The 23,201-nt window shown below is 69.6% G+C and carries 23 protein-coding genes and 3 pseudogenes; 13 read left to right on the plus strand and 13 right to left on the minus strand.

Translation table 11 applies throughout. The features are described 5' to 3' along the window. Window positions 1–911: 911 nt before the first annotated feature. From AC068A_RS30865 to AC068A_RS30885, 5 genes and pseudogenes are all read left to right on the plus strand, one after another. Window positions 912–1,289 (plus strand): annotated as a pseudogene (locus AC068A_RS30865) (TniB family NTP-binding protein); the annotation flags it as partial. Between the two features lie 203 nt (window positions 1,290–1,492). Continuing rightward, complete coding sequence (locus AC068A_RS30870) at window positions 1,493–4,147, plus strand: helicase associated domain-containing protein (protein WP_478589597.1); 2,655 nt, start codon at window positions 1,493–1,495, stop codon at window positions 4,145–4,147. A 207-nt stretch (window positions 4,148–4,354) separates the two neighbouring features. Continuing rightward, complete coding sequence (locus AC068A_RS30875; protein ID WP_478589564.1) at window positions 4,355–4,882, plus strand: SigE family RNA polymerase sigma factor; 528 nt, start codon at window positions 4,355–4,357, stop codon at window positions 4,880–4,882. Between the two features lie 87 nt (window positions 4,883–4,969). Further along, on the plus strand, window positions 4,970–5,797 hold the full coding sequence (locus tag AC068A_RS30880) for a hypothetical protein (protein ID WP_478589565.1): 828 nt from the start codon (window positions 4,970–4,972) through the stop codon (window positions 5,795–5,797). Between the two features lie 125 nt (window positions 5,798–5,922). Further along, window positions 5,923–6,534 carry a YaaC family protein gene (locus AC068A_RS30885; protein ID WP_478589566.1) on the plus strand — a complete coding sequence of 204 codons (612 nt, stop codon included), beginning with the start codon at window positions 5,923–5,925 and terminating at the stop codon, window positions 6,532–6,534. 14 nt (window positions 6,535–6,548) lie between these two features. On the opposite strand, the gene AC068A_RS30890 is transcribed toward AC068A_RS30885, so the two are convergent. Together AC068A_RS30890 and AC068A_RS30895 are read right to left on the minus strand one after the other, a co-directional pair. Next, window positions 6,549–6,806, minus strand: coding sequence for a hypothetical protein (locus AC068A_RS30890; protein ID WP_478589567.1), 258 nt, complete (start codon window positions 6,804–6,806; stop codon window positions 6,549–6,551). 354 nt (window positions 6,807–7,160) lie between these two features. Continuing rightward, complete coding sequence (locus AC068A_RS30895; RefSeq protein ID WP_478589568.1) at window positions 7,161–7,508, minus strand: hypothetical protein; 348 nt, start codon at window positions 7,506–7,508, stop codon at window positions 7,161–7,163. Window positions 7,509–7,713: 205 nt separating this feature from the next. Between AC068A_RS30895 and AC068A_RS30900 the strand changes: the two genes are divergently transcribed. Further along, window positions 7,714–8,259, plus strand: coding sequence for an AAA family ATPase (locus AC068A_RS30900; RefSeq protein ID WP_478589569.1), 546 nt, complete (start codon window positions 7,714–7,716; stop codon window positions 8,257–8,259). A 200-nt stretch (window positions 8,260–8,459) separates the two neighbouring features. Then, window positions 8,460–9,029: a GNAT family N-acetyltransferase gene (locus AC068A_RS30905; RefSeq protein WP_478589570.1), complete on the plus strand. Its 570-nt coding sequence runs from the start codon at window positions 8,460–8,462 to the stop codon at window positions 9,027–9,029. Between the two features lie 87 nt (window positions 9,030–9,116). Here the strand turns inward: AC068A_RS30905 and AC068A_RS30910 are convergent, their stop codons facing one another. Both AC068A_RS30910 and AC068A_RS30915 read right to left on the minus strand, forming a co-directional pair. Continuing rightward, complete coding sequence (locus AC068A_RS30910) at window positions 9,117–9,665, minus strand: hypothetical protein (RefSeq protein ID WP_478589571.1); 549 nt, start codon at window positions 9,663–9,665, stop codon at window positions 9,117–9,119. 232 nt (window positions 9,666–9,897) lie between these two features. Then, window positions 9,898–10,122, minus strand: coding sequence for a hypothetical protein (locus AC068A_RS30915; RefSeq protein ID WP_478589572.1), 225 nt, complete (start codon window positions 10,120–10,122; stop codon window positions 9,898–9,900). Between the two features lie 280 nt (window positions 10,123–10,402). Between AC068A_RS30915 and AC068A_RS30920 the strand changes: the two genes are divergently transcribed. After that, complete coding sequence (locus AC068A_RS30920; protein WP_478589573.1) at window positions 10,403–10,633, plus strand: DUF6207 family protein; 231 nt, start codon at window positions 10,403–10,405, stop codon at window positions 10,631–10,633. Window positions 10,634–10,910: 277 nt separating this feature from the next. Here AC068A_RS30920 and AC068A_RS30925 read toward each other — a convergent pair whose 3' ends face one another. Next, the gene (locus tag AC068A_RS30925; RefSeq protein ID WP_478589574.1) at window positions 10,911–12,290 is read right to left on the minus strand and encodes a replication-relaxation family protein; all 1,380 of its coding nucleotides are present in this window, start codon (window positions 12,288–12,290) and stop codon (window positions 10,911–10,913) included. Window positions 12,291–12,742: 452 nt separating this feature from the next. Between AC068A_RS30925 and AC068A_RS30930 the strand changes: the two genes are divergently transcribed. Both AC068A_RS30930 and AC068A_RS30935 read left to right on the plus strand, forming a co-directional pair. Further along, window positions 12,743–13,204, plus strand: coding sequence for a hypothetical protein (locus AC068A_RS30930; protein ID WP_478589575.1), 462 nt, complete (start codon window positions 12,743–12,745; stop codon window positions 13,202–13,204). Window positions 13,205–13,775: 571 nt separating this feature from the next. After that, window positions 13,776–14,285, plus strand: coding sequence for a hypothetical protein (locus tag AC068A_RS30935; protein WP_478589576.1), 510 nt, complete (start codon window positions 13,776–13,778; stop codon window positions 14,283–14,285). A gap of 1,024 nt (window positions 14,286–15,309) precedes the next feature. Here AC068A_RS30935 and AC068A_RS30940 read toward each other — a convergent pair. From AC068A_RS30940 to AC068A_RS30955, 4 genes and pseudogenes are all read right to left on the minus strand, one after another. Further along, the gene (locus tag AC068A_RS30940; protein ID WP_478589577.1) at window positions 15,310–15,465 is read right to left on the minus strand and encodes a hypothetical protein; all 156 of its coding nucleotides are present in this window, start codon (window positions 15,463–15,465) and stop codon (window positions 15,310–15,312) included. A 241-nt stretch (window positions 15,466–15,706) separates the two neighbouring features. Continuing rightward, a pseudogene (locus tag AC068A_RS30945) lies at window positions 15,707–16,341 on the minus strand (IS5 family transposase); the annotation flags it as partial. A 223-nt stretch (window positions 16,342–16,564) separates the two neighbouring features. Beyond that, window positions 16,565–17,059 carry a nuclear transport factor 2 family protein gene (locus tag AC068A_RS30950; RefSeq protein ID WP_478589578.1) on the minus strand — a complete coding sequence of 165 codons (495 nt, stop codon included), beginning with the start codon at window positions 17,057–17,059 and terminating at the stop codon, window positions 16,565–16,567. 14 nt (window positions 17,060–17,073) lie between these two features. Continuing rightward, window positions 17,074–17,811 (minus strand): SDR family oxidoreductase, encoded by a 738-nt coding sequence (locus AC068A_RS30955; protein ID WP_478589579.1) that lies wholly within the window; start codon window positions 17,809–17,811, stop codon window positions 17,074–17,076. Window positions 17,812–17,935: 124 nt separating this feature from the next. Between AC068A_RS30955 and AC068A_RS30960 the strand changes: the two genes are divergently transcribed. Next, a complete protein-coding gene (locus AC068A_RS30960) occupies window positions 17,936–18,763 on the plus strand; it encodes a helix-turn-helix transcriptional regulator (protein WP_478589580.1) in 828 nt (275 codons plus the stop codon). An 80-nt stretch (window positions 18,764–18,843) separates the two neighbouring features. Next, the gene (locus tag AC068A_RS30965) at window positions 18,844–18,969 is read left to right on the plus strand and encodes a hypothetical protein (protein ID WP_478589581.1); all 126 of its coding nucleotides are present in this window, start codon (window positions 18,844–18,846) and stop codon (window positions 18,967–18,969) included. A 28-nt stretch (window positions 18,970–18,997) separates the two neighbouring features. Here AC068A_RS30965 and AC068A_RS30970 read toward each other — a convergent pair whose 3' ends face one another. Beyond that, the gene (locus tag AC068A_RS30970) at window positions 18,998–19,918 is read right to left on the minus strand and encodes an IS3 family transposase (protein WP_478589582.1); all 921 of its coding nucleotides are present in this window, start codon (window positions 19,916–19,918) and stop codon (window positions 18,998–19,000) included. A gap of 57 nt (window positions 19,919–19,975) precedes the next feature. Then, the gene (locus tag AC068A_RS30975) at window positions 19,976–20,221 is read right to left on the minus strand and encodes a transposase (protein WP_478589583.1); all 246 of its coding nucleotides are present in this window, start codon (window positions 20,219–20,221) and stop codon (window positions 19,976–19,978) included. A 309-nt stretch (window positions 20,222–20,530) separates the two neighbouring features. Here AC068A_RS30975 and AC068A_RS30980 point away from each other — a divergent pair. After that, window positions 20,531–20,988: pseudogene (locus AC068A_RS30980) on the plus strand (aminoglycoside phosphotransferase family protein). On the opposite strand, the gene AC068A_RS30985 reads toward AC068A_RS30980, so the two are convergent. Beyond that, the gene (locus AC068A_RS30985) at window positions 20,960–21,799 is read right to left on the minus strand and encodes a hypothetical protein (protein ID WP_478589584.1); all 840 of its coding nucleotides are present in this window, start codon (window positions 21,797–21,799) and stop codon (window positions 20,960–20,962) included. The pseudogene AC068A_RS30980 and the gene AC068A_RS30985 sit on opposite strands and share 29 nt — an antisense overlap. A 746-nt stretch (window positions 21,800–22,545) precedes the next feature. Continuing rightward, entirely contained in the window at window positions 22,546–23,046 is a 501-nt protein-coding gene (locus AC068A_RS30990; protein ID WP_478589585.1) for a hypothetical protein, read from the minus strand. Window positions 23,047–23,201: the final 155 nt, after the last annotated feature.

Below are 23,201 nucleotides of genomic sequence, written 5' to 3' on the forward strand. Positions count from 1 at the left end.
CGCCCCTAGGGGGGGCGTTCCTCTCCGTTTGGTGGGGGGGGGGGGAACCCTTTTGTTGTTTTTGGTGGTTTCCCCCCCCCCCCCCCCCAGGGCCGGCCCTTCGGGCCGGTGTCCGCAGCTGCGCTGCGGACGGTTCGGGGTTCCGCTTCGCTTCACCCCGAACGGCCTGCGTTGCAGGCCTGGGTGACCCCGTTTCACGGGGTCCGGGCCTTCGGCCCGTTGGGCGGGTCCGCTTCGCTCCCCCGGCCCGGGTCCTTCCGGCTCCGCCTCCAGGACCAGCCCGCTGCGCGGGCGGCTGGCAGCAGGGCAGGCGGTGTGTCTGGGCTTCTCCTGGCCTGCGGAGTTCCTGCGGCTTGGGCTCCGCCCACCGCTGTGCTGGTGCTGCTGTAGCGGATCGCGAAGTCCGCTGTCATCCGTATGCCGATTCCTGTCAGTCGAGTGACGGGCAGGCTGGGGCCGGGCGTAGCAGTCTCGTGGTTCACGGTGAGGTCGGCCAGCCTGTTGCTTCATTCTGCTATCCAGATTGAAACTGTGCTAGGGGGTATCTCGTGCTGGGGCCTGACTTGCCGAGCGGAGTTCGCCGGCCTCGTGGCATGGGCCTTATGACCAGCCGGCCTGAGTAAGCGGCCTGTTGAAGGTGACGGCGGGTTGGGCTGGAACTCGCGCCCGCCGGGTTGAGGTGTTGCAGGCTCATGGACGGTAGCAGAGGCGGGAGGTGCGTTGCTGCCGGTCGGCGGGTAGTCCACCCCATCGTGTGTCTCGGTCTCTGCGTTCACTCCCGTGGATTCACCGCGATCACACCCACTAACCGTTCAACGAACGCACCTGGCAACGCGTCCGCGCCCAAGCCATCCGCCACCCCGACCCCGACCCGCACGAAGCCGACTTCACCGACGCCCTCGCCAACTCATTACGCCGGCATCGACGTCCCGCAGACGCCCCCGTTCACCGGCGTCCGCGGCCCCCAGCTGGCAGGCAGGGCCTCACTCATCGAGTGCGGGCCCCTCCCCGCACGCCACGGCAACCGGCACCCCTTCACCGACACCGTCACCGACCTCGAAAACGCCCTCGACCTCCACCACCACCGACCCGGCACCCTCCCCCGCCACACCACCTACCTCCACAGGCGCACCGCCGGCCGCATCGGAAGCCTCACCAGACTCATCCGACAAGCCGCGATCACCGCCATCCATGACGGCACCGAACGCATCACCAAAACCACACTCGACGCGACCCGGCTCGACCACCACGCCGAAACCCACACCCCCACCCGCCGAACACCCAGCTGACCTGCACAAACACCCAGAAGACACGAAATGGCGCCTCGGTCCTTTAGACCCAGACGCCATCTACAACACCCGCAAGAATCTCAACCAACCCGCAACAACCCCAGGTCAAACCACCCCGAGACCCGCAGACCCCCTTCGCAACCTACCTTCAACACCCCAGCTCACCGAGCCGCCGACACCGCAACCACCCACCCCCCAGCGACATCCAGCTCCGTGAGCACCAGGTCGATCAGAAGTCAGCGTTCCGTAAATGGGTGGGATTCCCTGCAAGGTCATCTGTACCCCCGCAGGGGGCCCGGGGCACCATCGTGTCCGCGACCGGATCAGGCAAGACGATCACAGCCGCCGCATGCGCGCTGGAGTCCTTCCCGGGCGGCCGGATCCTCGTCACCGTCCCCACCCTGGACCTCCTCGCCCAGACCGCCCAGGCATGGCGCCAGATGGGCCACCGGGCCCCGATGATCGCCGTGTGCTCACTGGAGAACGACCCCGTGCTCAACGACCTCGGGGTCCGCACCACCACCAACCCGATCCAGCTCGCCCTGTGGGCCGCCTCCGGGCCGATCGTCGTGTTCGCCACGTACGCCTCCCTCGTGGACCGCGAGGACATCGACGCACCAGAGGGACAGCGGAAGGTCCGCGGGCCCCTGGAGGCCGCCCTGGCGGGCGGCGAACGGCTCTACGGACAACAGATGGACGGCTTCGACCTCGCGATCGTCGACGAGGCCCACGGCACAGCCGGCGACCTCGGGCGCCCGTGCGCCGCGATCCACGACAACACCCGCATCCCCGCCGACTTCCGGCTCTACCTCACCGCGACCCCACGCATCCTGGCAGCGGCCCGCCCGCAGAAGGGCACCGAGGGCCAGGAGGTAGAGATCGCAAGCATGGCCGACGACCCGGACGGCACCTACGGCGCATGGCTCGCCGAACTCGGGCTCTCCGAGGCAATCGAGCGGGGCATCCTCGCCGGATTCGAGATCGACGTACTCGAGATCCGCGACCCCTCCCCCGTCCTCGGCGAGTCGGAGGAAGCGCGGCGGGGCCGGCGCCTGGCGCTCCTGCAGACCGCACTCCTGGAGCACACCGCGGCGTACAACCTCCGTACCGTCATGACCTTCCACCAGAAAGTCGAGGAAGCCGCCGCATTCGCGGACAAGCTCCCCGAGACCGCCGCCGAGCTCTACCTCAACGACGCCACCGACGCCGACCTGGCCGCCGCGGACAAGCTCCCGAAGTCGTCGATCGACGCCGAGTTCTACGAGCTGGAGGCCGGCCGCCACGTCCCGCCGGACCGCGTGTGGTCGGCGTGGCTGTGCGGCGACCACCTCGTCACCGAGCGACGCGAGGTCCTGCGCCAGTTCGCCAACGGCATCGACGCCACCGGCCACCGCGTACACCGGGCCTTCCTCGCGAGCTGTCGCGTCCTCGGCGAAGGCGTCGACATCACCGGCGAGCGCGGCGTAGAAGCCATCTGCTTCGCCGACACCCGCGGCTCCCAAGTCGAGATCGTCCAAAACATCGGCCGCGCACTCCGCCTCAACCGCGACGGCACCACGAAGATCGCGCGCATCATCGTGCCGGTATTCCTGGAGCCGGGCGAGAACCCCACCGACATGGTCGCCTCCGCCTCGTATGCCGGGCTGGTCGCCGTGCTCCAGGGCCTGCGCAGTCATGATGAGCGCCTGGTCGAGCAGCTTGCCTCCCGCGCCCTCACCAGCGGGAAGCGTAAGGTCCACCTGCGCCGCGGTGAGGACGGGCAGATCGTCGGCGCCGGCGGCGAGGACCAGGAGCAGGACGACACCGACGCCGCCGCGGAGTCGGCCCTGCTCCACTTCTCCTCTCCCCGGGACGCGGCCACCATCGCCGCGTTCCTGCGCACCCGGGTCTACCGGCCCGAGTCCCTGGTGTGGCTGGAGGGCTACCAGGCCCTGATCCGATGGCGGGCCGAGAACGGGATCACCGGGCTGTATGCCGTCCCATACGACACCGAGACCGAGGTCGGCGTCACCAAGGCGTTCCCCCTCGGACGATGGGTACACCAGCAGCGCAAGGCCCTGCGCGCCGGGGAGCTCGAGGAGCGACGCAAGACCCTGCTGGACGCGCCAGAGGCCGGGATGGTGTGGGAACCCGGCGAGGAAGCGTGGGAAGCCAAGCTCGCCGCCCTGCGGTCCTACCGGAAGGCCACCGGCCACCTCGCACCCCGCCAGGACGCCACGTGGGGCGAAGACGACAAGATGGTGCCCATCGGCCAGCACATGGCCAACCTCCGGCGCAAGGGCGCGAAGAACGGCCTGGGCAAGGACCCGGACCGCGCCGCGGAACGTGCGGCGCAGCTGACCGCGATCGACGAGGACTGGGACTGCCCGTGGCCGCTGGACTGGCAGCGCCACCACCGCGTCCTCGCGGACCTGGTCGACGCCGACGGTGTCTTGCCCCACATCGCGCCGGGCGTCGTCTTCGACGGCGACGACATCGGACGCTGGCTCCAGCAACAGAAGCAGCCGACCACCTGGGCGCGGCTGATGCCCGAACAGCAGGAACGACTGACCGCGCTGGGCGTGGAGCCCGCCCAGACGCCGCCTCCGGCCCTGGCAGCCAGTCGTGGTGCGAAGGGGCCGAGCAAGGCGCAGCAGGCGTTCCAACGGGGACTGACAGCCCTCACGCAGTGGGTGGAACGGGAAGGCGCCCACCGGCCGGTCCCGAGGACCCACGGCGAGGAGATCACGGTCGAGGGCGAGGCAGAGCCGGTGATCGTAAAGCTCGGCGTATGGGTCTCCAACACCAAGAGCCGACGCAACAAACTCACAGCCGACCAACTCGCCGCCCTCACGAAGCTGGGCGTCGACTGGGCCTGAGCCGCTGCCCCCGTGCGCGAAGAGCGCACTGGGGCACCAAGTGCCCTTCGCTCCCCTACGATCCGCACCAGGGACGAGATCCCCGGGGGCTGTACGAGGCGGAGGGCTTCGTGCGATAGGAGTTCCACGTCTACTTCCACGAACTCGGGTGAAACATTCCCCAGTCTCCGTCGCGTCGATGGGGTGAGACGACGCGAGGGGGAGTAGATGCGGCAGGGTCGCGGAGACGGGTTCCGTGAGTTCGCGGAGGGCAGATCGGGGCACCTGTACCGGTCGGCCTGTCTGCTGGCCAGCGGGGACACCCATCTCGCGGAGGACCTCGTGCAGGAGACCCTGGGCAGGATGTACCTGCTCTGGGGGCGTGTTTCCCGTATCGACAATCCGGCGGCGTACGCACAGACCGTGCTCGTACGGGCCTTCCTGACCCACCAGCGCCGGCGGTCCGCGGGAGAGCGCCCGGTCGGGGAGTTCCCCGAGTCGGGCGCGGCCGCCGCCGGATCCGGGTCCGGGCCCGGCGATCCGGCGTTGCGGCTGACGCTGCTGGAGGCCCTGGGGCGGCTCGCGCCCAAGGACCGGGCGGTGCTCGTGCTGCGGTACTGGGAGGACCGCAGCATCGAGGCGACCGCCGACGCGATGAACACCAGCTCGGCGGCGGTCCGTACCAGGACCTCGCGGGCGCTCGGCCGACTCAGGGAGCACCTGGGCGGCAGCATCAGTGAGTTCGCGGGCCTTTGAGAACGGAAATAGCCAGGCCGCCGGTGGGCGGCCCCGTGCCGGTGTGGTCCTCTGCACTCCCCCTGAGAACGGAAGGTTTGGTTCCCCATGCCCTTTGAAGACGAGCTCGGCGAAGCCCTCCGGCGTGCGGGGGACGGTTTCACGGCCGACCGGCACGCCCTGGTGGAAGCCGGTGAGCGGCGCGGACGGCGGCTCGTGGCCCGCCGCCGGGCCGCCGTGATCGGCGGATCGGTGCTGTCCCTGGCCCTGATCGGCGCGGTCGGTGCCTACGCCGGGGGGCTGCTGGACGGAACGGGCCGGGTGGAGATCGCGGCGCCGCCGGAACCGTCGGGCGGAGGGTCCGACGGGGGCGGGGGCGGCGCCCCGGAGCTGCCGCCCGGCGGTACCGGCGCGGTCTCCGCGGCACAGCTGGTCGAGGTGTTCAAGGGGTTGCTGCCGGGAGGGACTCTGTCCGTAGAGCATGCGAACGGTACCGGCGGCCACGGCGCGGGGGTCGCCGGTGTGTACGACGACGGCAAGGGCGGAGTGGCGATCAGGCTCACCCTGGTCGCGGTGGACCCGAACGGCAGCATGGCCAACATCGCGACCCTTTGTAGGAAGAAGGATGTGCGGCCGGACGACGCCTGCACGACGGAGCAGCTGGCCGATGGCTCCAGGCTGCTGACCCAGCAGGGTTACGTGGCCCAGAACCCCGCCATAGACATCAAGGAATGGCGGGCCGCGCTCGTGACCCCGCAGGGGTTCCTGATCGAGCTGTCCGAAAAGAACGCTCCGCCGATGGAGACCACGACGTCCTCTCGCCCCAACCCGCCATTGAGCCCGGCTCAGTTGAGGGCGGTGGTCACCTCGGACAAGTGGCAACCGGCGCTAAACGACATGCCCCCGGCCGTGCAACTGCCGGGCCGGACGCCCTGATCCCCGAACGCGCTGCGGGATCTGAAGGCAGCGGAGCAGCTGCAGAGCATCGACTACCACCCCAAGTGGCATGAACTGGACTACTTAGCGGGACTTGGCGGCAGAACGACAGCACTGGAGTGCTTGTGGGACGGGAGAACAAGCCCCGATCAGGGTTGGGCGGGCAGCGGCACTCGAGACGGACCGGCGGGTGGGCGGTCAAGGAGCGTGGCGAAGAAGCCGGCGAGCAGGGGCTGGGCGCGGTCGCGGTCGCGGAGTTCGTCGTGGACGACGGCAGTCGCACGGCACTGGATGAATTCCTGCAGAGCTACCCCGGCACCGCCGGGTATGAGGACTTCGCGCGTCGCCGGGCGGGATCCGATGCGGCGCCGGACTACGTGCGTCACCACCCGAACGCCGGCTGGCTCTACATGCACTGGAAGATGCCCGCGGAGACAGGCACCCGAGAGGAGCACTTGGAACGCCTCTCCACAATGACCCGGAAGTACGCCGGGCATCGCTACTTCTTCCCCACCGTCGCGGGCCTGCCACGTGAACTCCACCCGCTGATGGCGTGGTGGGCAGTGCTGTACGCGCTGTCGATGCTCGCCCGCTACCAGCCCGCCCAGTGGGCGAACCACATCAACGTGGACGGCAGCCGACACGCGGTGCCCATCGAGAAGATTCTGGAACGGGCCATGGAACACCTTCCCGTCCTGATCGCGGACACCATCGAGGAAGTCGCCGCCTGGCCGTAGAGGCCAGGCAAGGCTCACTCCGTGCCCCACCGACCGGCGAACTCCTCCAGGGCGCGGCGCTGCTGTTCCTCGCGGGCGATCTGCTGCGCGAGGACGTCGCGGTCGATGTACGGGTCGACAGCGGCGAGGACCAGGCGCTGGAGTTCGTCCGGCTCCAGCGCTTCCACCTCCCACTGCACCGGATGCTCGATGTCGAAGCCGTAGCGGCGGGCGAAGGCCAGCCACCTCGGGTCGCCACGCTTGCCCTCGGTCGCCGGGGAGCCCGTACGCACGTACCTGCTCGTAGGTGAGCAGCACCCGGGCCACCGAGCTCCAGCAGCCCGTGCGCTCCACCCAGTCCCGCTCGATGTCCTCGCCCGAGCAGTCGAAGTCGCCGACCATTCTCCGGGGCGCCGCGAGCGTGCGGTTCGAATCCACGCAGCTCAGGAGCGGTCGGGACGACAATAGCGTGTGCAAGAGGTGTGGTGCACGCGGCTGACCGTGAGTTCACCGCGTCGGCTAGCCCTCCCCGGCCTCTCGCGCACGGTGCCTTCGGTAGTCCCAGTGCCAGATCCTCGTCTTCAGAGGCTGGCTCGCCGCTGCTGCGTCGGACGAGCCAGCCTCTCAACTGCTAGTGCTGCACCGCGTTAGATCGTTGAGGGTGTCGCGAGGGCGTCGGGGTCACTGAGGTAGAGGCTGCACGCGCAGTCGAATGCTTCCTCAGGTGAGCCGACGGGAAGGCCGCTGGGCAGGAGGCTGTCGTGGTAGATGCCCTTGCTGGCGAGGTAGATCGCGAAGCCCCAAGTATGCAGGACGCCGCCGAAGCGAAGGCGGCACAGCGGTACGTATGCGCCGCCGGGGAGACGGCCTTCGACGTAGGCGAAGGCACCGCGGAATCGCACGTCGACTCCGCTTAGCTGCCAACGCGTGCGCCCGTGTTCGTCCAGGCGCTGGCGCAGGTTGTCTTTCATCGACTCGGGCGGGCTCTTCGGCATGGCGCCATCGTGCCTGCTCCTGCCGCAGTGCGCCATGATCCACTCCTGTCGGTGGGGCACAGGTGCGAAGGGCGGTCGGCGTGGCACGGGCGTACGCGGTGCAGGTGGAGCTGGACGAGGCGGTGCGCGTGAGACTAGGGCCTGTCTCCCTGATCCGCGCACATTTGGTTCGTGTGGTTCGACTGCTCGGTGGCAGGGTGAAGTTATGGATCAAGCAGAGGTATTGCTCATCGGAGGGCGCGCTGGCGTCGGCAAGACGACCGTGGGGTGGGAGGTGTCGGCACGTTTGCGTGCTGCGACGGTTGCCCACTGTGTGATCGAAGGCGACTTCATGGGCCAGGCCCATCCCGCCCCGGAGGGGGATCCGCGCCGCAGGAAGATCGCCGAGCGCAATCTGACGGCGCTCTGGTCGAACTATGCCGAGCTCGGGTACCGCCGCCTGATCTACACGAACACGGTGAGCGTCCTGGCCGAAAACGAGGGCATGTTCCTACGCGCCATGGGTGCGAATGTCAGGATCGTGCGGGTGGTGCTCACCGCGTCCGACGCCACCGCCCGTGAGCGGTTGACCGGCCGGGAACTGGGCTCGGAGCTGGAGCAGGAGCTGGAGGGCAGCGCCCGCAAAGCGCGGATTCTGGATGAGCAGATGCCCCCAGACACGGTGCGGGTGGCGACCGACGGACGGGCTGTGGTCGACATAGCGCGCGAGGTCGTGAGCGCCACCGGATGGCTGGCGAGCGCCTCCGGGTAGGTTCCTCGCCGCTCAAGACCGAGTCCAGATGAGGATGGCGGCGACGTGGAGTGCGGCCTGGCTCGAGACCGGCACCGACTCCTACCGCCTGGCCAGTACTCGGGCACGGGCAGAGGAGCCCGCCAAAGCCGTATGACCTCTGCCGCGACTGCCTAAGAAACGTGAGCGGCGTTCGGGGAGCGTTGGCGAGGATGGTTGCCATGACCCACGTGATCGAATTCCCCCATGTCAACGACGCCGCATCTCTTGGGCCTCTGCTGTTGAAGATCTGGCTGCAGACGTATCCCAACGAGGCAGTGGGGATCGATGAGACCTGGATCCATCAGCACCGCGGTGCCTCCGCCACGGCAGAAGGCATAGCCCAGTGGCGGGAGTTCATCGAGGCGGCGAAGCAGCGACCGGACCTGCTGTTTTGCCGCGTCGTCCGCTGCAAGGCGGAGATCGTCGGCTTCCTCTGCGGTCGCCGGGACGAGGTGGTCACCCTCGGGCCGATGTATTTGCTCAACGAAGCCCAGGGCCAAGGTGTTGGAGGCCGCATGATGAGCGAGTTCCTCAGCTGGGCGGGAAGCTGCCCTATACATCTATGGGTCACCGAATACAACGAGCGAGCGGTCCGCTTCTACGAGCGCTACGGGTTCAAGACCACAGGTGAGCGGGAGATCTGGCGAGGAAAACTGCCAAACGTGCGCATGACTCGTGACTCCACGTCGAGTGACAACCGCCGAGCCGCACACGACCAGAGCACCGGAGATCGGGACCAGAGCAGCTGACGCATGACAGCTACCTGCCTCCGGCCAGCCGCCCGGCAGGGCGGCTGGCCGGCTGGCCGTCCCACGTTCGCGGACACGACGGTGCCGTCATTTCTCGTCGAGATTCGCGAGCCGGTTGATCACAAACTGCCTCCGGAACCGTTCGAGAAACGCTGTTCCTAGAGATGCACGAAGCCACTCGTGGGCGACGCGGTCGCGGACGACGTCGGCGTAGGACTGGGAGCTGAAGCCACGGACGATGAGCACGGGGATGCCCGCGAACTCGAGCCAGCCGGTCAGCTGCTGTCGGAGGGTGTCCTTCTCGGCTGCGACGTACAGGGCGTGCTCCTGGCCTTCGGTGCGGTCGAGGCGGAACCAGCTGGGCATCTCCCGTACGAAGGCGTCCGCGCTCGGCCAGGCCGGTGGGACGTGGACTGCGCGGACGGTGTCGATCAGGTCGGGGAAGTGGCCCTCGCGGCGGGCCCGGGCCAGCTGCGCGGACAGTCGGCGGTACATCGGCGGCGTGTGCGGCAGCACGCCCTCGGCGGCGAGGCGGTACATCACCTGCCGCAGCGTGACCTTCAGCGGCGCGTACCCGTCCACGATCTCCCGTGCGCGGTCCACGACGAGGGGCCACCGGATCCGTTCACGAGCCATACCGGTACATGTACCCCTGACGCCGCCGCCGGGCCCGAACCCGAAGCAGACCTCTTCCTCCAGCTATCGCGGACAAAGAGGTGTCGTTTTCCGAGGGGGGCTTGCCCACGGCCTCTGACCTGCGAGAATGCAAGATCACCAGATTCGGGGGGTCCCACCTCCGGTCACACCTGCGGTCCCCCGCCTAGTGCAACCGTGCAGACAACCCTCCAGCCGCCCGCCGGTGCAACCCTCACGAAGGATCAGCGGGAGGGTCCCACACCTCTGGGCCGACGCCTCGCCACTCCACGAAGTCGGGGTCGGTGAGGTCCACGTCCTCGGCGTTCTCCAGCCCGGCGGCCGCGAGGAAGACCCGGATGTCGGCCAGCCGGTGCGCCACCCCGATGGCGACGCCGTCGTAGCGCACCCGACGCCAGCCCTGCTCATCGGGCGGGTAGACGATCAGCTTCGCGGACATGCGCCCAGCCTGTTCCCGTCGCCCCCACTGGCACCTGGCCGCACGCGAACGGGTGAGGCAGCAGAGCGCGGCCGCCCACCGGCAGCCACACCGTGACCTCGGCCCCGAAGTACGTTCGGACGTACGGGGTGCGGCCCTGGCCACTGGGGCCGCGACGGGGGCCGCATCCCGACAGGGCTTGCCGACCGGGGAGATGCCCGCGGCTTGAGCCAGGTCCCTCGTGCGGGTGGACCCGGGGCCGGCGGCGAACCGGTCCGGTTCCAGCACCGTCGCGGGGCTCATGAAGCCGATCGACGAGCAGCACATCGCGGAGCCCGGCCTGGTGGTCCTGGACATCACCGGAGGGGACGAGGACACTGCGATGTCGCCGGGCCGGGTGAGAGAGAGGAACGCGTCGGGGCGGTCGAGGGGTGGGAGGTTGCCGACGGGATCGGCGTGGGCTCCAAGGAAGGAGGCGAGGGCGTGCCACATGTCTCCCGGGAAGGTCGGCACGAGCCTGGCGTTGTCGTGATGGTGTCGTCTCATGACTCCGTCGTACGACCCCCAAGGAGGCTTCGGCCGGCAACGGGCCGCCGCGTCCCAGACGGTGCTGCCACGACCTTGGAAGGCGTCCCGTCCTGCGGCCCGGACGCTGGGCAAGCCCTCCGAGCCGAGGGCTTGCCCAGCGGGGCCCGTGACCGGTCACCACGGCCGAGCGTGACCGATCCAGCTCCCGCGATCGGTCAACGAGCACGTCAGCCCCGTGACCGGTCCGTGCAACACCCGCCGCGCCGGTGACCGGTCATCGGTCACCGGCCCAGCGGCCTCGCCGGGAAGCCGGGGCTGACGGTGACCGATGACGCCGCCCGCCCCGCTCCGGCGGGGGTGAGCAAGCCGGGCCGCGGGGTGGCTTGCCCTGGCTCCCCTTGGGCTTGCCCGGCGGGCGTCGCGGTCAAGAGGCCGCGGCCGGGCCTGGCCGGCTCCCGGTCGTCCGCCGGGGGCCGCGGCACTGCGGCCTGGAGGCGGGCGGCCTGTTCGCGGGCGACGTCGTCGGCGTGGCAGGTGCCGCACACGGTCAGGTCCCCAGCCGTCCAGGCGCCGCCGCGCGCGGTGATCTCCTCCCAGCGCTCGTCGGTGAACTTCTGCCCGCACCGCCTGCACACCGGCCGCTGCGCCTCCCGTTCGGCGGCCCGGCGCTGCGCCGCCCTCTCGTCAGCGCGGGCGACCTGGGTGCGGTAGAGGGCCTCGCCGTCGGGGTTGTCGAGCGCGGCCGTCAGCGACTGCTCGCCGGACCGTCCCAGCCGCCGCCACACCGGCCCGTCGGCGCCGTGCTCCTGGAGCTGCTCCAGGGTGGTGACGAGAACGGGCACGGCCTGGCCGTAGTCCCGTGCGGTAATCCCCCGCTCGTAGGTGTCGTACCGGCGCGGTGCCCAGTAGCGGTGGCCGGCCTCTTCCAGCACGGCGACCGTGTTGGCGACTTTCGCCTCCGTGGTGTCCGCGAACACGAACGCCACCGGAGACAGGCCCTCCCGGCCGGTCGGCGGGTAGACCCGGCGCCACAGCCGCCTCTCGTGGTCGACCGTCTCGATCGCGTCCGGCCGGGAGCGGACCAGGTCCACGGTGCGCTGGTCCGCGCCCGACGGCAGCAGCCGGCCCCACTCCCAGTACCGGTGCAGCTTCTGCACCAGCTCGTGGGCGTCCTCAGTACGCCGGTCGACCTCTACCAGGAGCACCGGCACCCCGGCCGCCGGCGCCCGCACCACCAGGTCCGCCCGCTGCACGAAGGTGTTGCCCAGCCGGTGCCCGATCTCGGTCTGGAAGCCGAGCCGGTGGCCGATCCCGGCGCGGTGGAGTTCGGCGGCTGTCGAGGTGACCGCTGCGGCGTGGTCGTCGTATCCGGTGTCGAGCAGCTTCCCGGTGACCGGGGGGTACTTTTCCTCGCGCAGCACCGAGATTCGTATGCCCTTCGGCTCCAGCAGCTTCTTCGCCTCGCCGTGTCCCCTCTTGGTGAGTACCCATACCTGTCGCTGGTCTTCCTGGACCGATTCGATCCTCACCAGGTGGTGGTCCTGAAGATCCAGGAGGTTGTCCCGGGTGAGCTTGTCGTGCTGGTTGTCCGGGCGAGTCAGCTTCCACAGCTGACCGGGCGTCGCCCTCTGGAAGATCCCCAGCGCTTGCAGCAGTTCCATGCGTCGAGGTCCGGTCGAAGTCCTCCTGTGAACAGGCTTCCTTTGAACTTGAGGGTTGTCGGCGCTCCGGCGCCCCCTTGCCCGGCGGCTCTGACCTGCGGAAACACCCGGCCCGTGAGGACGGGGCGCGGAGGGGGTGATGGAGGGGGCCACGGAGGGGGTGTTGCGGGCCTGGTCAGGGGTCTGCTCAGGCTCGTCGGCGGTGCTCGCCACAGGGTGCTCCTGGAGGGTGGGGCGGGCCTATCCCGCCATTCACCTGCTACAGGTGCGGTTTTCGGCGCTCGTGTGACACCGGCCTCGGAAAACCCCTCCGCCGTGACCGCATCGTGATCAACCGGGACGGGGGAGAGTTCTCCCCCTTCGGCGCCGGACTCTGTCCACAGGGCCGCAGCCCGAGCATCGGTTCCGAGGCCACCGCGAACAGCGAAGCGGCCCGTATGTGAGGAGCTGTCATGCCCGAGACCACCATCATGCCGCTGGCCCCGATGACCCCGGGCGCGGCGATCAGCACGTTCAGCTACCTCCGGGCCGTCCAGGCGGACGACATCGACGCCGCCCGCGAGTTCGCCGAGCCGCGGATGCCCGAGCTGCTCGTCGATGTCGCGACGCGGATCGTCGTCCCGGTCACCGCGCTGCCCGGCCCGGAGGCGGGAGAGGTGTCCGCGGAATCCTTCGCCCTGGAGGCTCTCGGGCGGGTCCTGGTGGTTTCCCTGCGGAGGTGGGCGCAGGCCGGACCGGATGCGGCGGAGGGCATCGCCCGCACCGTCATCGACTTCGCCGGGCATATCCTCACCGACGACCACGAGGACGTCGCCGGTGTCCTGCGCCAGCTGGAGGCGGTCGGAGTGGGCCAGGCCCTCGATGCCCACCCTGCACCGGTCAGCGCGCACCCGGTGCGCCTTTCCATCGTGTAGTGCGCACCGCGCGCATCGGGTGCGCACCACCGCCGGGCGGTGCACCGCACCGGGCATCACGGTGCACGCCACCGCGCCGCATCAGGTGCGCGGCGCGGTGGCGGGGCCCTCTATCGCGCATCCCTTTGACCACTCCCTGATGGGCGGCCGGGACGTGCTGTGTCAAGGGGAGACGTGCCGGGTGGCAACCCTGGTCAAGCCGGGTCGAACGTGGTCAAGGGGGTGGTGGCGCGTGAACCGGTGCCGTGCGGGTGCAGGACATCGTGGTGCGCGTGAGAGCGGAGGCCGCTTCGGTCTATGCACACCACAGTGGAATCCATCCGATGGAACCCACCGATTGGAACTCACCGGTTACCCGGCATCCGGTGTCGGACACCGAGCTTCAGCCAACTTAAAGTCGCAGGTCAAAAGGTTGGTGCGTCGGCGTGTCGGGGTGCTCACGCTGGTCGTGAGCGGCAGTCCGCGGAGAAGATCGTCCGTCAGCGCGGTCGACCCGAAGGGAAACATGGTGCAGCCGTGTCGGCGGGTGTGCGAGCCTTCTTGTCCCCAGATGCCGACCGAGAAGACTCCGATGACCAGGGAAGACGCCCTCAAGCAGCTCAGCCATATCGCGCGAGAGAGGGCATTCGACAGGCATGTCGGGTCAGACCGGCTCATCCAGGCAGGGCTGGACGCGCTGATCGCCGGGGTTGAGAGCCCCTCTCTCGCCATGCTGGCCGGCCTCCTCCGGAGCGAAGAGCCCGACGCGCCAGCACTCTTCGACCAGGTACTGGAAGAGTTGGGGCTGTTCTTCCGTCCTCCCGCCGGTCCTCGGGCCGCAAAGTGGGCGATGGCCGACTGGGTCGCCGGTCAGATCGCCGACGGAACCCTGGATCCCGCCACCGGCACGCACCTCATCTGGGCAGACATCGCCTACGACCTCGGCTACCCCGAAGAGCTGAAACCGCTTGTCCACTGCGCGCACAACCTGGACGGCTGGGAGGAGAGCTGGGGAGTCTCCCTCGAGGAACTCAACCGGGAAGCAATCGAGGCGGCGAAGCGGTTCCTGAACAAGCGGTCAACAGCAGAAGCTGGCAGCTGACCGTCTCTGATTCATACCCGCTGCGGTCCTGCGGCCCTCTACGATCCGGTGCATGCTGACGGACGATCTTCTCCGCAGACCGCCGCCCACGACCAGCATGAGCACCCCGACAGATCGGCACACCAGCCCTTTGCCCAGTGACTTCAAGTCGGCGGAGGCTCACTGCCCGACAGAGAGCGCGGCTCACCCGGTGTGCGCATCGTGATGCGCGGCACTCGATGCTCTGCACCGGATGCGCAGGCCGGGTCCGGTACACCGAGTACCCGGGCACCCTCTTGACCAGAGTGGGCCGACGACGAGTTTCCCCTTGACCAGGTTCGCCACCCGACGCGTTTTCCCTTGACCACGCCCGCTGGAGCCCTGACCAGACCTCGGTCAAGGGGGTCTGTGATAGGGGCTCTCGACGACCGGCGGCACCCTACCGATGCGGCGCATCAGTGCACCGGTTGGGTCCGCCGGCGTGGTGCGCACGAGGGTGTGGCGCATCGCCAGCCGGTGCACGATGTCGTCATCGGATGCACTGCACCGGGTGGTGTCCACCGTGCGGTGCATCGGGTGCGGTGCACCGTCACAGCGCTCGCCTCATCGACGATGTCCTGGGGAAAACCGCACAGGCCCGCGCCCCCCGTGCAGGCGCGGGGGGCACGGCCGGCGGGATGGTTCAGTGGGTCGCGGCCTCGTCGACTTGGCGGTGGACCTGTCGCGTGGGCCGGTCGGCGTCTCGCCGCAGGGCGGGGCGGGCATGGGGCCGGGCCGGGAGGTCGCTGGGGCCGTCGGGTCGTTCGGCGGCCGCGGCGAGTAAGGTGCGGATCTTGCAGGCGAAGCCTGGGCCGGGCAGGGGCAGCTCGCTCTCGGGTTCGCGGAGGTAGCCGACGGCCACCGCGGTGGGCATGTAGGTCATCAGTTCGGCCCGGTGCGACGACCGGGCGGGTGCCGGGGCCGGCTCCGCGAGGCGGGATTGTGTCGCGGGGCACGGCGCGGTCGGGGACGAGCAGTGCCCTGGACAGCAGGTCTTCGAGCGTGGTCATGGGGTGGGTCCTCCGGTTCGGGGCGGCAGCTCGATGGTGTCGTCCAGGAAGCGGTTGGCGTGGCGTTCGTCGGACCGGACGGCAGCGAGCGGGATGCCGAGGAGGTCGGAGACCTTCTCGGGCGGGAAGCCGCACAGGCGCCGCAGCACCATGACGTCGAGCTGGGATCAGCTGACATGCCCGCGTTGTGCAGGCGCCGGATCAGAGCCTCGTCCCAGGAGCGGGAGCGGTGGAGCCGGGGCCGGGACGGCGGTTCACCCGTCGGTGCCGTGGTCGTCGATGAGGACGGCCGCGTAGAGGCGACGGACGCGCATCTAGTCGGTGGGTGGTGCTGGTGCGGTGGTGATGCGCATTGCTCCGTTATGTGGCGTGCTAGGAGTTGTCGTCAAAGTGTCAGGCCCACATCAGGAGTGATGCGAGGGTGACGGCTGCTGTGTAGGACTGGGCGGTCTTGTCGTACCTGGTGGCGATGCCCCGCCATTGCTTGAGGCGGTTGAAGCACCGTTCCACGACGTTGCGGCGCTTGTACGTCTCACGGTCGAAGGCCGGCGGGCGGCCGCCGAGGCGGCCCCGCCGGACCCGGTTGCGGACCTGGTCGGCCCGTTCGGGGATCGTGTGCCTGATGCCGCGGCGTCGCAGCCAGGACCGGATCGCCTTGGAGCTGTAGCCCTTGTCGCCGATGACGTGGGCCGGCCTGGTCCGGGGCCGGCCGGGCCCGATTCTCGGCACGCGAATCGCATCCATCACGACGGTGAACTGCGTGCAGTCGTTGGTGTTCCCGCCGGTCAGGACGAAGGCCAGCGGGCGGCCCAGGGCGTCGCAGGCCAGGTGGATTTTGGTGGTCAGGCCGCCTCGGGACCGGCCGAGAGCCGGGCTGCGGAGCCCCTTTTTCGGGCGCCGGCGGCGTGCTGGTGGGCGCGGACGATGGTGGAGTCGATCGACACCAGCCAGTCGATGTCACCAGCCGCGTCGGCCTTCGCCTGCGTGGAACGGAGCATCCGGTCGAACGTGCCGTCCGCCGCCCACCTGCGGCCGCCGGGAACAACGCCGGAATCAGGTCACGGCAGGTCTCCCAGACGTCCGGCCCGACCGTGTCTCCCACCCATTCCCCCATCGCCACAACACGAGTCTGGCCCCACCGTTCACGCGGTGGGACCAGAACCCAAGATCTTCATCGGTCTTCTAGGCAGCCCACCCGCTCCTGGACCTGCTCACGGCGTACGGCTCGCGCGGGCCATGCGGGAGCTGTGATCACTCCGGTTCGAAGGCGCGCAGGGTGTCGTCGCCGTCGGTCCACAAGACCCCGAGCCGCTGCCGGACCAAGAGCCAGCCGTCCCCGTTCCGGCGGAACTCCCAGTCGTAGGGGCCGCCCATGGAGTAGGGGGCGGAGGTTCTCCCGGGAGCGGTGACGGCGACGAACCACATGTATCCGATGCCGGTCGCCCGGTCGCCTGCCACGTCCACGTCCACGTGCAGGTTGAGGATGTGGTGCTGGATGCTCGTGTAAGGCGACTCGGCCTCCTCCACCTTCGCGCGGATGGCCTCCCTTCCCTGGGTCCGCCCCCAGGGCCCGAACTCCAGCACGGCGTCTTCGGCCCAGCAGGCGGACCAGGTCCGCCAGTCCTTGCGGTCCAGTGCCCGCCAGCCGCGGATCATGAGAGCGTGCAGGGCGTCCCGGTCCTCCAGGGCCCGTACTCTGCGGGCCAGGTCGTCGAGGGCGGGGTCGAGGACGGGGGTGTGCGGCATTCCGGTTCCTTCCGTCACTGGGCGCTCGCAGCAGGTCGTACGACGATCTCGTTGACGTCGACGTGCGGCGGCTGGGAGATCGCATAGGCGACGGCGTCCGCGATCGCGGACGCCGGCAGGGCCACGGCGCGGTACGTCCGCATGGCCGCCCGGGCGACCGGGTCCGCGATGCCGTCGGCAAGTTCGGACTCAGTGACGCCCGGCGAGACCAGCGTGACCCGGACGTCACCGGCGGACTCCTGACGCAGACCCTCCGAGAACGCACGAACCGCGAACTTGGTGGCGCAGTAGACGGCGGCGGTGGGAGAGACCTCGTGCGCGCCGACGGAGGCGATGTTCACGATGTGCCCGCCGCCTTGCGCGCGCATCACGGGCAAGGCGGCGGAGATGCCGTGCAGGACACCCCGCATGTTCACGTCGATCATGCGGTTCCACTCCTCCGTCCTGAGCGCCTCCAGCGGCGACAGCGGCATCACCCCGGCGTTGTTGACCATCACGTCCAAGCGGCCGTAGCGCTCTTTGGCTGCTGCCACGAAGTCCTGGACGTCGGCGGCCTCGGTGACGTCCAGGTGCCGGGTCGCCGCCGTGCCGCCCGTGGCGGTGATCTCCCTGACGAGTCGGTCCAGGCGATCGGTGCGCCGTGCTCCCAGGAGCAGGCGGTGGCCGTCGGCGGCGAGCCGGCGGGCGGTCGCCTCGCCGATCCCACTGCTGGCGCCGGTGATCGCTACGACCTTGGCTGTCCGGTCTGACATGACTGTGCCCTTCGCTCGGTAGGACACCGAGTCTGGGCGGGGTGTTCCGGGCGGCCCAGGCCGTGTGCTGCCGGGGTGCGGTACACCCAGGCACCACGCTGGGCCCACGGCCTAGCCTGGGTGAATGACCGACAACCAGCTGGGTGAGTTCCTGCGTGCGCGCCGGGCGGCCGTGCGGCCCGACGAGGTCGGGATGCCGAGCCATGGCGTGCGGAGGGTGGCCGGGCTGCGCCGCGAGGAGGTCGCCGTACTGGCAGGGGTGAACGCGGACTACTACACCCGGCTGGAACAGGGCCGCGAACGCCACCCGTCCGCGCAGGTGGTGGATGCGCTCAGCCGCGCGCTGCTGCTGGATACGGACGCCCGGACGCACCTTCACCAACTGTCTGGAACCGCACCGTCCCAGCGGCCCGTCGCCGCCACCGACCGGGTCGCCCCCGCCCTGCGCGTCCTGCTGGACGGCTACCCTAGCACTCCGGCGTTCGTCATCAACCCGATCCTGGACATCCTGGCCGCCAACGTCCTGGCCGAGGCGCTGTACTCCCCCTTTGAACCGATGGACAACCTGGCCCGCATGGTCTTTCTCGACCCGGCGGGTCGGCCCTTCCACCCCCGGTGGGACCGGACGGCCGAGACGGTGGTGGGCCATCTGCGCCAGGCGTCCGGTATCGATCCGGGCAGTCCACGCCTGCGGGCTCTCGTAGGCGAACTCGGCGCGTGCAGCCCGGACTTCGCCCGGCTGTGGAACACCCACACCGTGCGCGGCAAGACCCGGGAGAACAAGCACTTCCACCACCCGGACGTCGGCGGTCTGGCCCTCACCCACCACGCGTTCGACGTGCGGGACGCCCCCGGCCAGCAGCTGATCATCTACCATGCCGAACCCGGCAGCCCCAGCGCCGAGGCACTCAGCCTGCTCGGCTCCGTGCACGCCACGGCGAACCGCGCCTAGAAGACCGATGAATATCTTGGGTTCTGGTCCCACCGCGTGAACGGTGGGGCCAGACTCGTGTTGTGGCGATGGGGGAATGGGTGGGAGACACGGTCGGGCCGGACGTCTGGGAGACCTGCCGTGACCTGATTCCGGCGGGAAGCGTGTTCGCGTTCCTGGCCGAGCACCGAGGCAGGTTGTTCCCGGCGGCCATGTTCGCGGACTGAGGTTCCCCCGCTGTGCGGGAGTGGCTGACTAGCTGGTCAGAGCGGGTTGACGTGGTTTCAGGTTCGCTGGTTCGGTCGCTGCCTGGCTGGCGTAGTGCTTCTCCTCGTACTCGATCGGGCTGAGGTATCCGAGCCGTTTCTGGATGCGGCGGGGGTTGTAGAAGCCGTCGATGTACTCGAACAGCGCGAGGTTCGCCTCGGCCCTGGTGGCGAAGACGCGGCCGCGGATGCACTCGGTCTTGATGACCATCCACAGGTTCTCCGCCAGGGCATTGTCGAACGAGTCGCCGACCGAGCCCATGGACGCCTGGATGCCGGCCCTGACCAGGCGTGTCGTGAGCTTCACGGAAGTGTGCTGACAGCCGTGGTCGGCGTGGTGAACGAGCTCGCCGGGGGCGACTTCGCGGCTGGCCAGGGCATACTCCAGCGAGGTGAGGACCAGGTCCGCGTCGGCGCGGGCGGAGGTCTCCCAGGCCACGACCCGGCGCGAGAACGCGTCGCGGATCGCGGACAGCCACAGCGGGCCCTCCAGTGTCGCGATCATGGTCAGGTCGGTGACCCACAGCCGGTTCGGCCCGTTCGCGGTGAAGTCGCGCCCGACCAGGTCAGGGGCCAGATCCGCGTCCGGGTCACGGCGGGTGAAGCCCTTGCCCCGGCGGGGGCTGATCCCGGCCAGGCCGGCCTGACGCATGAGCCGCTCAACGCGCTTGCGGCCGACGTGGACGCCCTCACGCTTGAGGACGGTGTGCACGCGGGGTGAGCCGTAGATCCCGCCGGACTCGTCGTGGACCTGACGGATCCTGCCGGTCAGCTCGGCGTCCCGGCGTCGCCGTTCCCACGGCTCGGTCTCGACCTGGCGCCACCGGTAGTAGGTGGAGGAGGGGACGTTCAGTTCCCGAAGTACGGGCTCGACCCCCAGGTGCGGGTGCTCGTCGAGGAGCGCGGTCACCTGGGCCGGGTCGGGTCGAGCTGGGCCGCGAAAAAAGCCGAGGCCGTTCTCAGGACCTCATTGGCGCTTGAGCTGGGCATTCTCCTTGCGCAGGGCGACAAGCTCCTCACGCTCGGCGGTGGTGCGCATGTCGTCTCGCTCGCCGGCTTCGGCCTCGGCTTGGCGGATCCAGTTGCGCAGGGCCTCGTGGTGCACACCGAGATCCTCGGCCGTGCGACGGATCACGGGCCTCGGCTCGGCGGTCCGATACATCCGGACCGCACGCTCACGCAACTCCAGCGGGTACTTCCTCGGTGCAGGCATCGTCTGGGCTCCTCTCATGAGACCCATCTGACCCTCTGTCACCTCTACCCGCATCTCGGGGGAACCTCAGGCTCGCCGGAGCATGGCGGTCAGTTTCCACATTGGCAGCTTGGCGGCCAAGGCAGGTGTGGGCGCGACGGCGAGGACGCGGCCTGGGGCGGCCGCGGCGCCGTCCTCCTGCTGGAGCGGGACGACGAGCACCCCGGCCTGCCCCGGCTACGCGAGCAGGCCGACACCGGGGAGGAGTAGCCGCGCGCGGACGCCCAGGAGCTGTCGCACACCCTGCCGCGCGGGGTACTGGACGCCGCCGTGGCAACCGTCCGGGAGCTGGGCCGCACCCAGCTGGACATCCTCGTCCACGGTGACCTCCACCCCGCGAACATCCTGCGCGCCGGCCGTAAGCCGTGGCTGGCTGTCGCCCCCAAGGGCTACGTGGGGATCCCGCGTACGACGGCGGCACGCTGCTGAAGTCACGCGCGCTGGCGCTCATCGAAGCGGACGACCCGCACAAGGCGGTCCACCGTATCCTGGACGTGTTCGCCGACTCCGCGGAGCTCGATCGCGAACGCGTGCAGCGCTGGGCCCAGTTCCATGCCGTCCAGGCGGCCTTCTGGGGCCGCAGCCACGGCTTCCGCATCGCCCGCGGCGGCCCGCGCCTGGACTGGCTCACCGCATTCGCCGACTGCCTGGCGGAACTCCTCACCGACCGTCGGCGCTCTAGTGTGCTGGGTCGGCCCGTCAGGGAGTGCCATCCTGGGTCACCGTGATGTTGCTCCAGTAGCCGAACTGTCCGGCCGGAAAGTGCTTCAGGTGCGTGTAGCCGCCGCCGTCATCGAGTTCGCCCGATGCGGCGGCCTGCGTGTCCTGGTCATAGAAGAAGATCTTGCGATGGGCCGACACGATGCGGGTCCAGCTCCCGAACTGTCCGGCCGGGAAGCTCTGGAGGTGCACGTAGTCGCCGTCCGCGTCGAGTTTCCCCGATCCGGCCTCCCGCGTGTCCCGGTTGTAGAAGAAGAGTTTGGAGGAACCCTCGTCGAAGGTGACGTGGGTCCACTTCCCGAACTGTCCGGCCGGGAAGTCCTTCAGGTGGGCGTAGTCGCCGTCGTCCAGGAGATCGCCCGATCCGGCGGCCCCCGTGCCCTGGTTGTAGAAGAAGTAGCGGGGGGAGAAGTCGCCGCCGGCGGAGACGATGTGGCTCCAGTCCCCGAACTGTGCGGGCGGAAAGTCCTTCAGGTTGACGTAGTCGCCGTCGGCGGTGAACTGGCCCGATGCGGCGGCCCGCGTGTTCCGGTCGTAGAAGAAGACCAGGACGCCGCCCGCCACGATGCGCATCCAGTCCCCGAACTGTCCGGCTGGGAAGTCCTTCAGGTTGACATAGTCGCCGTCAGCGGCGAGCCTGCCCGTTCCTGCGGCCCGCGTTTCCCCACTGTAGAAGAACAGCTCTCCGCCGCCGCGCACGATGTGCGTCCAGTGGCCGAACTGTCCGGCCGGGAAGTCCTTCAGGTTGACATAGTCGCCCGATGCGTCGAGCTCGCCCGTTGCGGCGGCCCCTGTGGTCTGGTCGTAGAAGAACAACATGGTGCTGCGCCTCCTGTTTCTCCTGGGGTGGTCGCGTCCGGGCCGGTGCGGGGACTCCGAACGGACGGGCCGGACATGGCGTCCGGCGCGAGCCCCACGGGGCCATCCTGCGCAGGGCGACCACCTCCTCGCGCGCGGGAGGGGCCATGTGGGGGCTGGCGTGGCGAGGAAGGCGGCATGAGCGAGGCTGCCATACGCAACCAGCACGCCCGCCACACGAAGATCTTCGGGGACCTGCGGTCCAAGGCCAGGCCCGCTGCGGTCATCCCCACCAGGCTCCACAGCAAGGCGCAGCAGGCGCAGATCGCTGGTGACTCCGTCGCGGCCATGGTCCGAAAGGACGGGGAGGCTCTGGCCACCCGCGGGCGGAGCGTGCTGGAGAACCGTCGGCTCGTCCGCCGCCGCACCCGCGCACGCGGAGCCGGTCCGGTACTGCGGGGACGCGGCGCTTGCCGGTGTCCCGGCAGTCACCGGTGTGGAGGCGGATCGGGAGCCGCGCGCCGCACACCACGGCACGCCCCTCCACCACAGCGGACGGGGGCGGCGGGCTCGGGGCGGCGGCCAAAGCGGGAAAGGGGCTTGTACAAGAGGTGGGGCAGCTACCCAGACCGAGTCCCCAGGGTCCACCTCTGACTGCCCACCATGCCCCTGCCTGCTTCACAGGCGGGGCGCTTGCTGTTCCTCCGCGGACAGAGACCGCCGCCACCTGCCATACGGTAACGGGTGGGATGACAGTGCGGCCGGGCTCACACGTGTGCCCAGGACCGCAGCAGGTTCTCCCGCACGCGCGGCTTCGGAGTGCCCTCCAGGCCGTGTTCGCGACCCCACTCCTCCACGGCCTGCGGATCCGCCGTTCCCGCCACGAAGCGTGCGAGCAGCTCCTGCGAGAGCGCCGCCTCCTCGGCTCCGTAGCCTCCGGCCGCCGCCGAGTACACCCTCACCTCCTCCGGCCCGTACTCGGTCTCCAGCCTCAGCTTCATTTCGGGCGGCCCTTCGCCGAGGAAGGCACCCGTCACGGCTGAGAGGAGCGACCCGAGGAACTTCGGTGCGCGACCGGCCGCGCCTTCGGTGGGCACCTCCTCGACGACCGCGGACCGCAGTGCTTGCCACGTCCACCTCCGGGAGCCGTCGAAGTCGAAGGCTTCCAACCCGTCGGCGCTCAGCCGGACGCAGCCCCCGTCGGCGGTCGGCGGGGAACCCACGTACACGGCGTCCGGAGTGATCCAGAACAGTCCGATCATGGCCACAGCCGTGCTCCTCGCTCACGTGTGTCACCGGCACGGGCCCCCCGAGCCCGCCCGCCACCGATACCGCCTCACCGGGAACGGAACACCAAAGACACGCCGGAGGGGGAGTCGGCCCTGCGCGTGGGCGAGGCGGGCCGTGCCCGCGACGAGACCAT

The organism is Streptomyces sp. NPDC043854, assembly GCF_056436005.1.

Bases quoted from the DNA above. Each gene is read 5' to 3' on its own strand.
- AC068A_RS30875 (WP_478589564.1), top strand. From the start codon at position 4,355: ATGCGGCAGGGTCGCGGAGACGGGTTCCGTGAGTTCGCGGAGGGCAGA.
- AC068A_RS30880 (WP_478589565.1), top strand. From the start codon at position 4,970: ATGCCCTTTGAAGACGAGCTCGGCGAAGCCCTCCGGCGTGCGGGGGAC.
- AC068A_RS30895 (WP_478589568.1), bottom strand. From the start codon at position 7,508: ATGCCGAAGAGCCCGCCCGAGTCGATGAAAGACAACCTGCGCCAGCGC.
- AC068A_RS30900 (WP_478589569.1), top strand. From the start codon at position 7,714: ATGGATCAAGCAGAGGTATTGCTCATCGGAGGGCGCGCTGGCGTCGGC.
- AC068A_RS30905 (WP_478589570.1), top strand. From the start codon at position 8,460: ATGACCCACGTGATCGAATTCCCCCATGTCAACGACGCCGCATCTCTT.
- AC068A_RS30910 (WP_478589571.1), bottom strand. From the start codon at position 9,665: ATGGCTCGTGAACGGATCCGGTGGCCCCTCGTCGTGGACCGCGCACGG.
- AC068A_RS30915 (WP_478589572.1), bottom strand. From the start codon at position 10,122: ATGTCCGCGAAGCTGATCGTCTACCCGCCCGATGAGCAGGGCTGGCGT.
- AC068A_RS30920 (WP_478589573.1), top strand. From the start codon at position 10,403: ATGAAGCCGATCGACGAGCAGCACATCGCGGAGCCCGGCCTGGTGGTC.
- AC068A_RS30925 (WP_478589574.1), bottom strand. From the start codon at position 12,290: ATGGAACTGCTGCAAGCGCTGGGGATCTTCCAGAGGGCGACGCCCGGT.
- AC068A_RS30930 (WP_478589575.1), top strand. From the start codon at position 12,743: ATGCCCGAGACCACCATCATGCCGCTGGCCCCGATGACCCCGGGCGCG.
- AC068A_RS30935 (WP_478589576.1), top strand. From the start codon at position 13,776: ATGACCAGGGAAGACGCCCTCAAGCAGCTCAGCCATATCGCGCGAGAG.
- AC068A_RS30940 (WP_478589577.1), bottom strand. From the start codon at position 15,465: ATGGTGCTGCGGCGCCTGTGCGGCTTCCCGCCCGAGAAGGTCTCCGAC.
- AC068A_RS30950 (WP_478589578.1), bottom strand. From the start codon at position 17,059: ATGCCGCACACCCCCGTCCTCGACCCCGCCCTCGACGACCTGGCCCGC.
- AC068A_RS30955 (WP_478589579.1), bottom strand. From the start codon at position 17,811: ATGTCAGACCGGACAGCCAAGGTCGTAGCGATCACCGGCGCCAGCAGT.
- AC068A_RS30960 (WP_478589580.1), top strand. From the start codon at position 17,936: ATGACCGACAACCAGCTGGGTGAGTTCCTGCGTGCGCGCCGGGCGGCC.
- AC068A_RS30975 (WP_478589583.1), bottom strand. From the start codon at position 20,221: ATGCCTGCACCGAGGAAGTACCCGCTGGAGTTGCGTGAGCGTGCGGTC.
- AC068A_RS30985 (WP_478589584.1), bottom strand. From the start codon at position 21,799: ATGTTGTTCTTCTACGACCAGACCACAGGGGCCGCCGCAACGGGCGAG.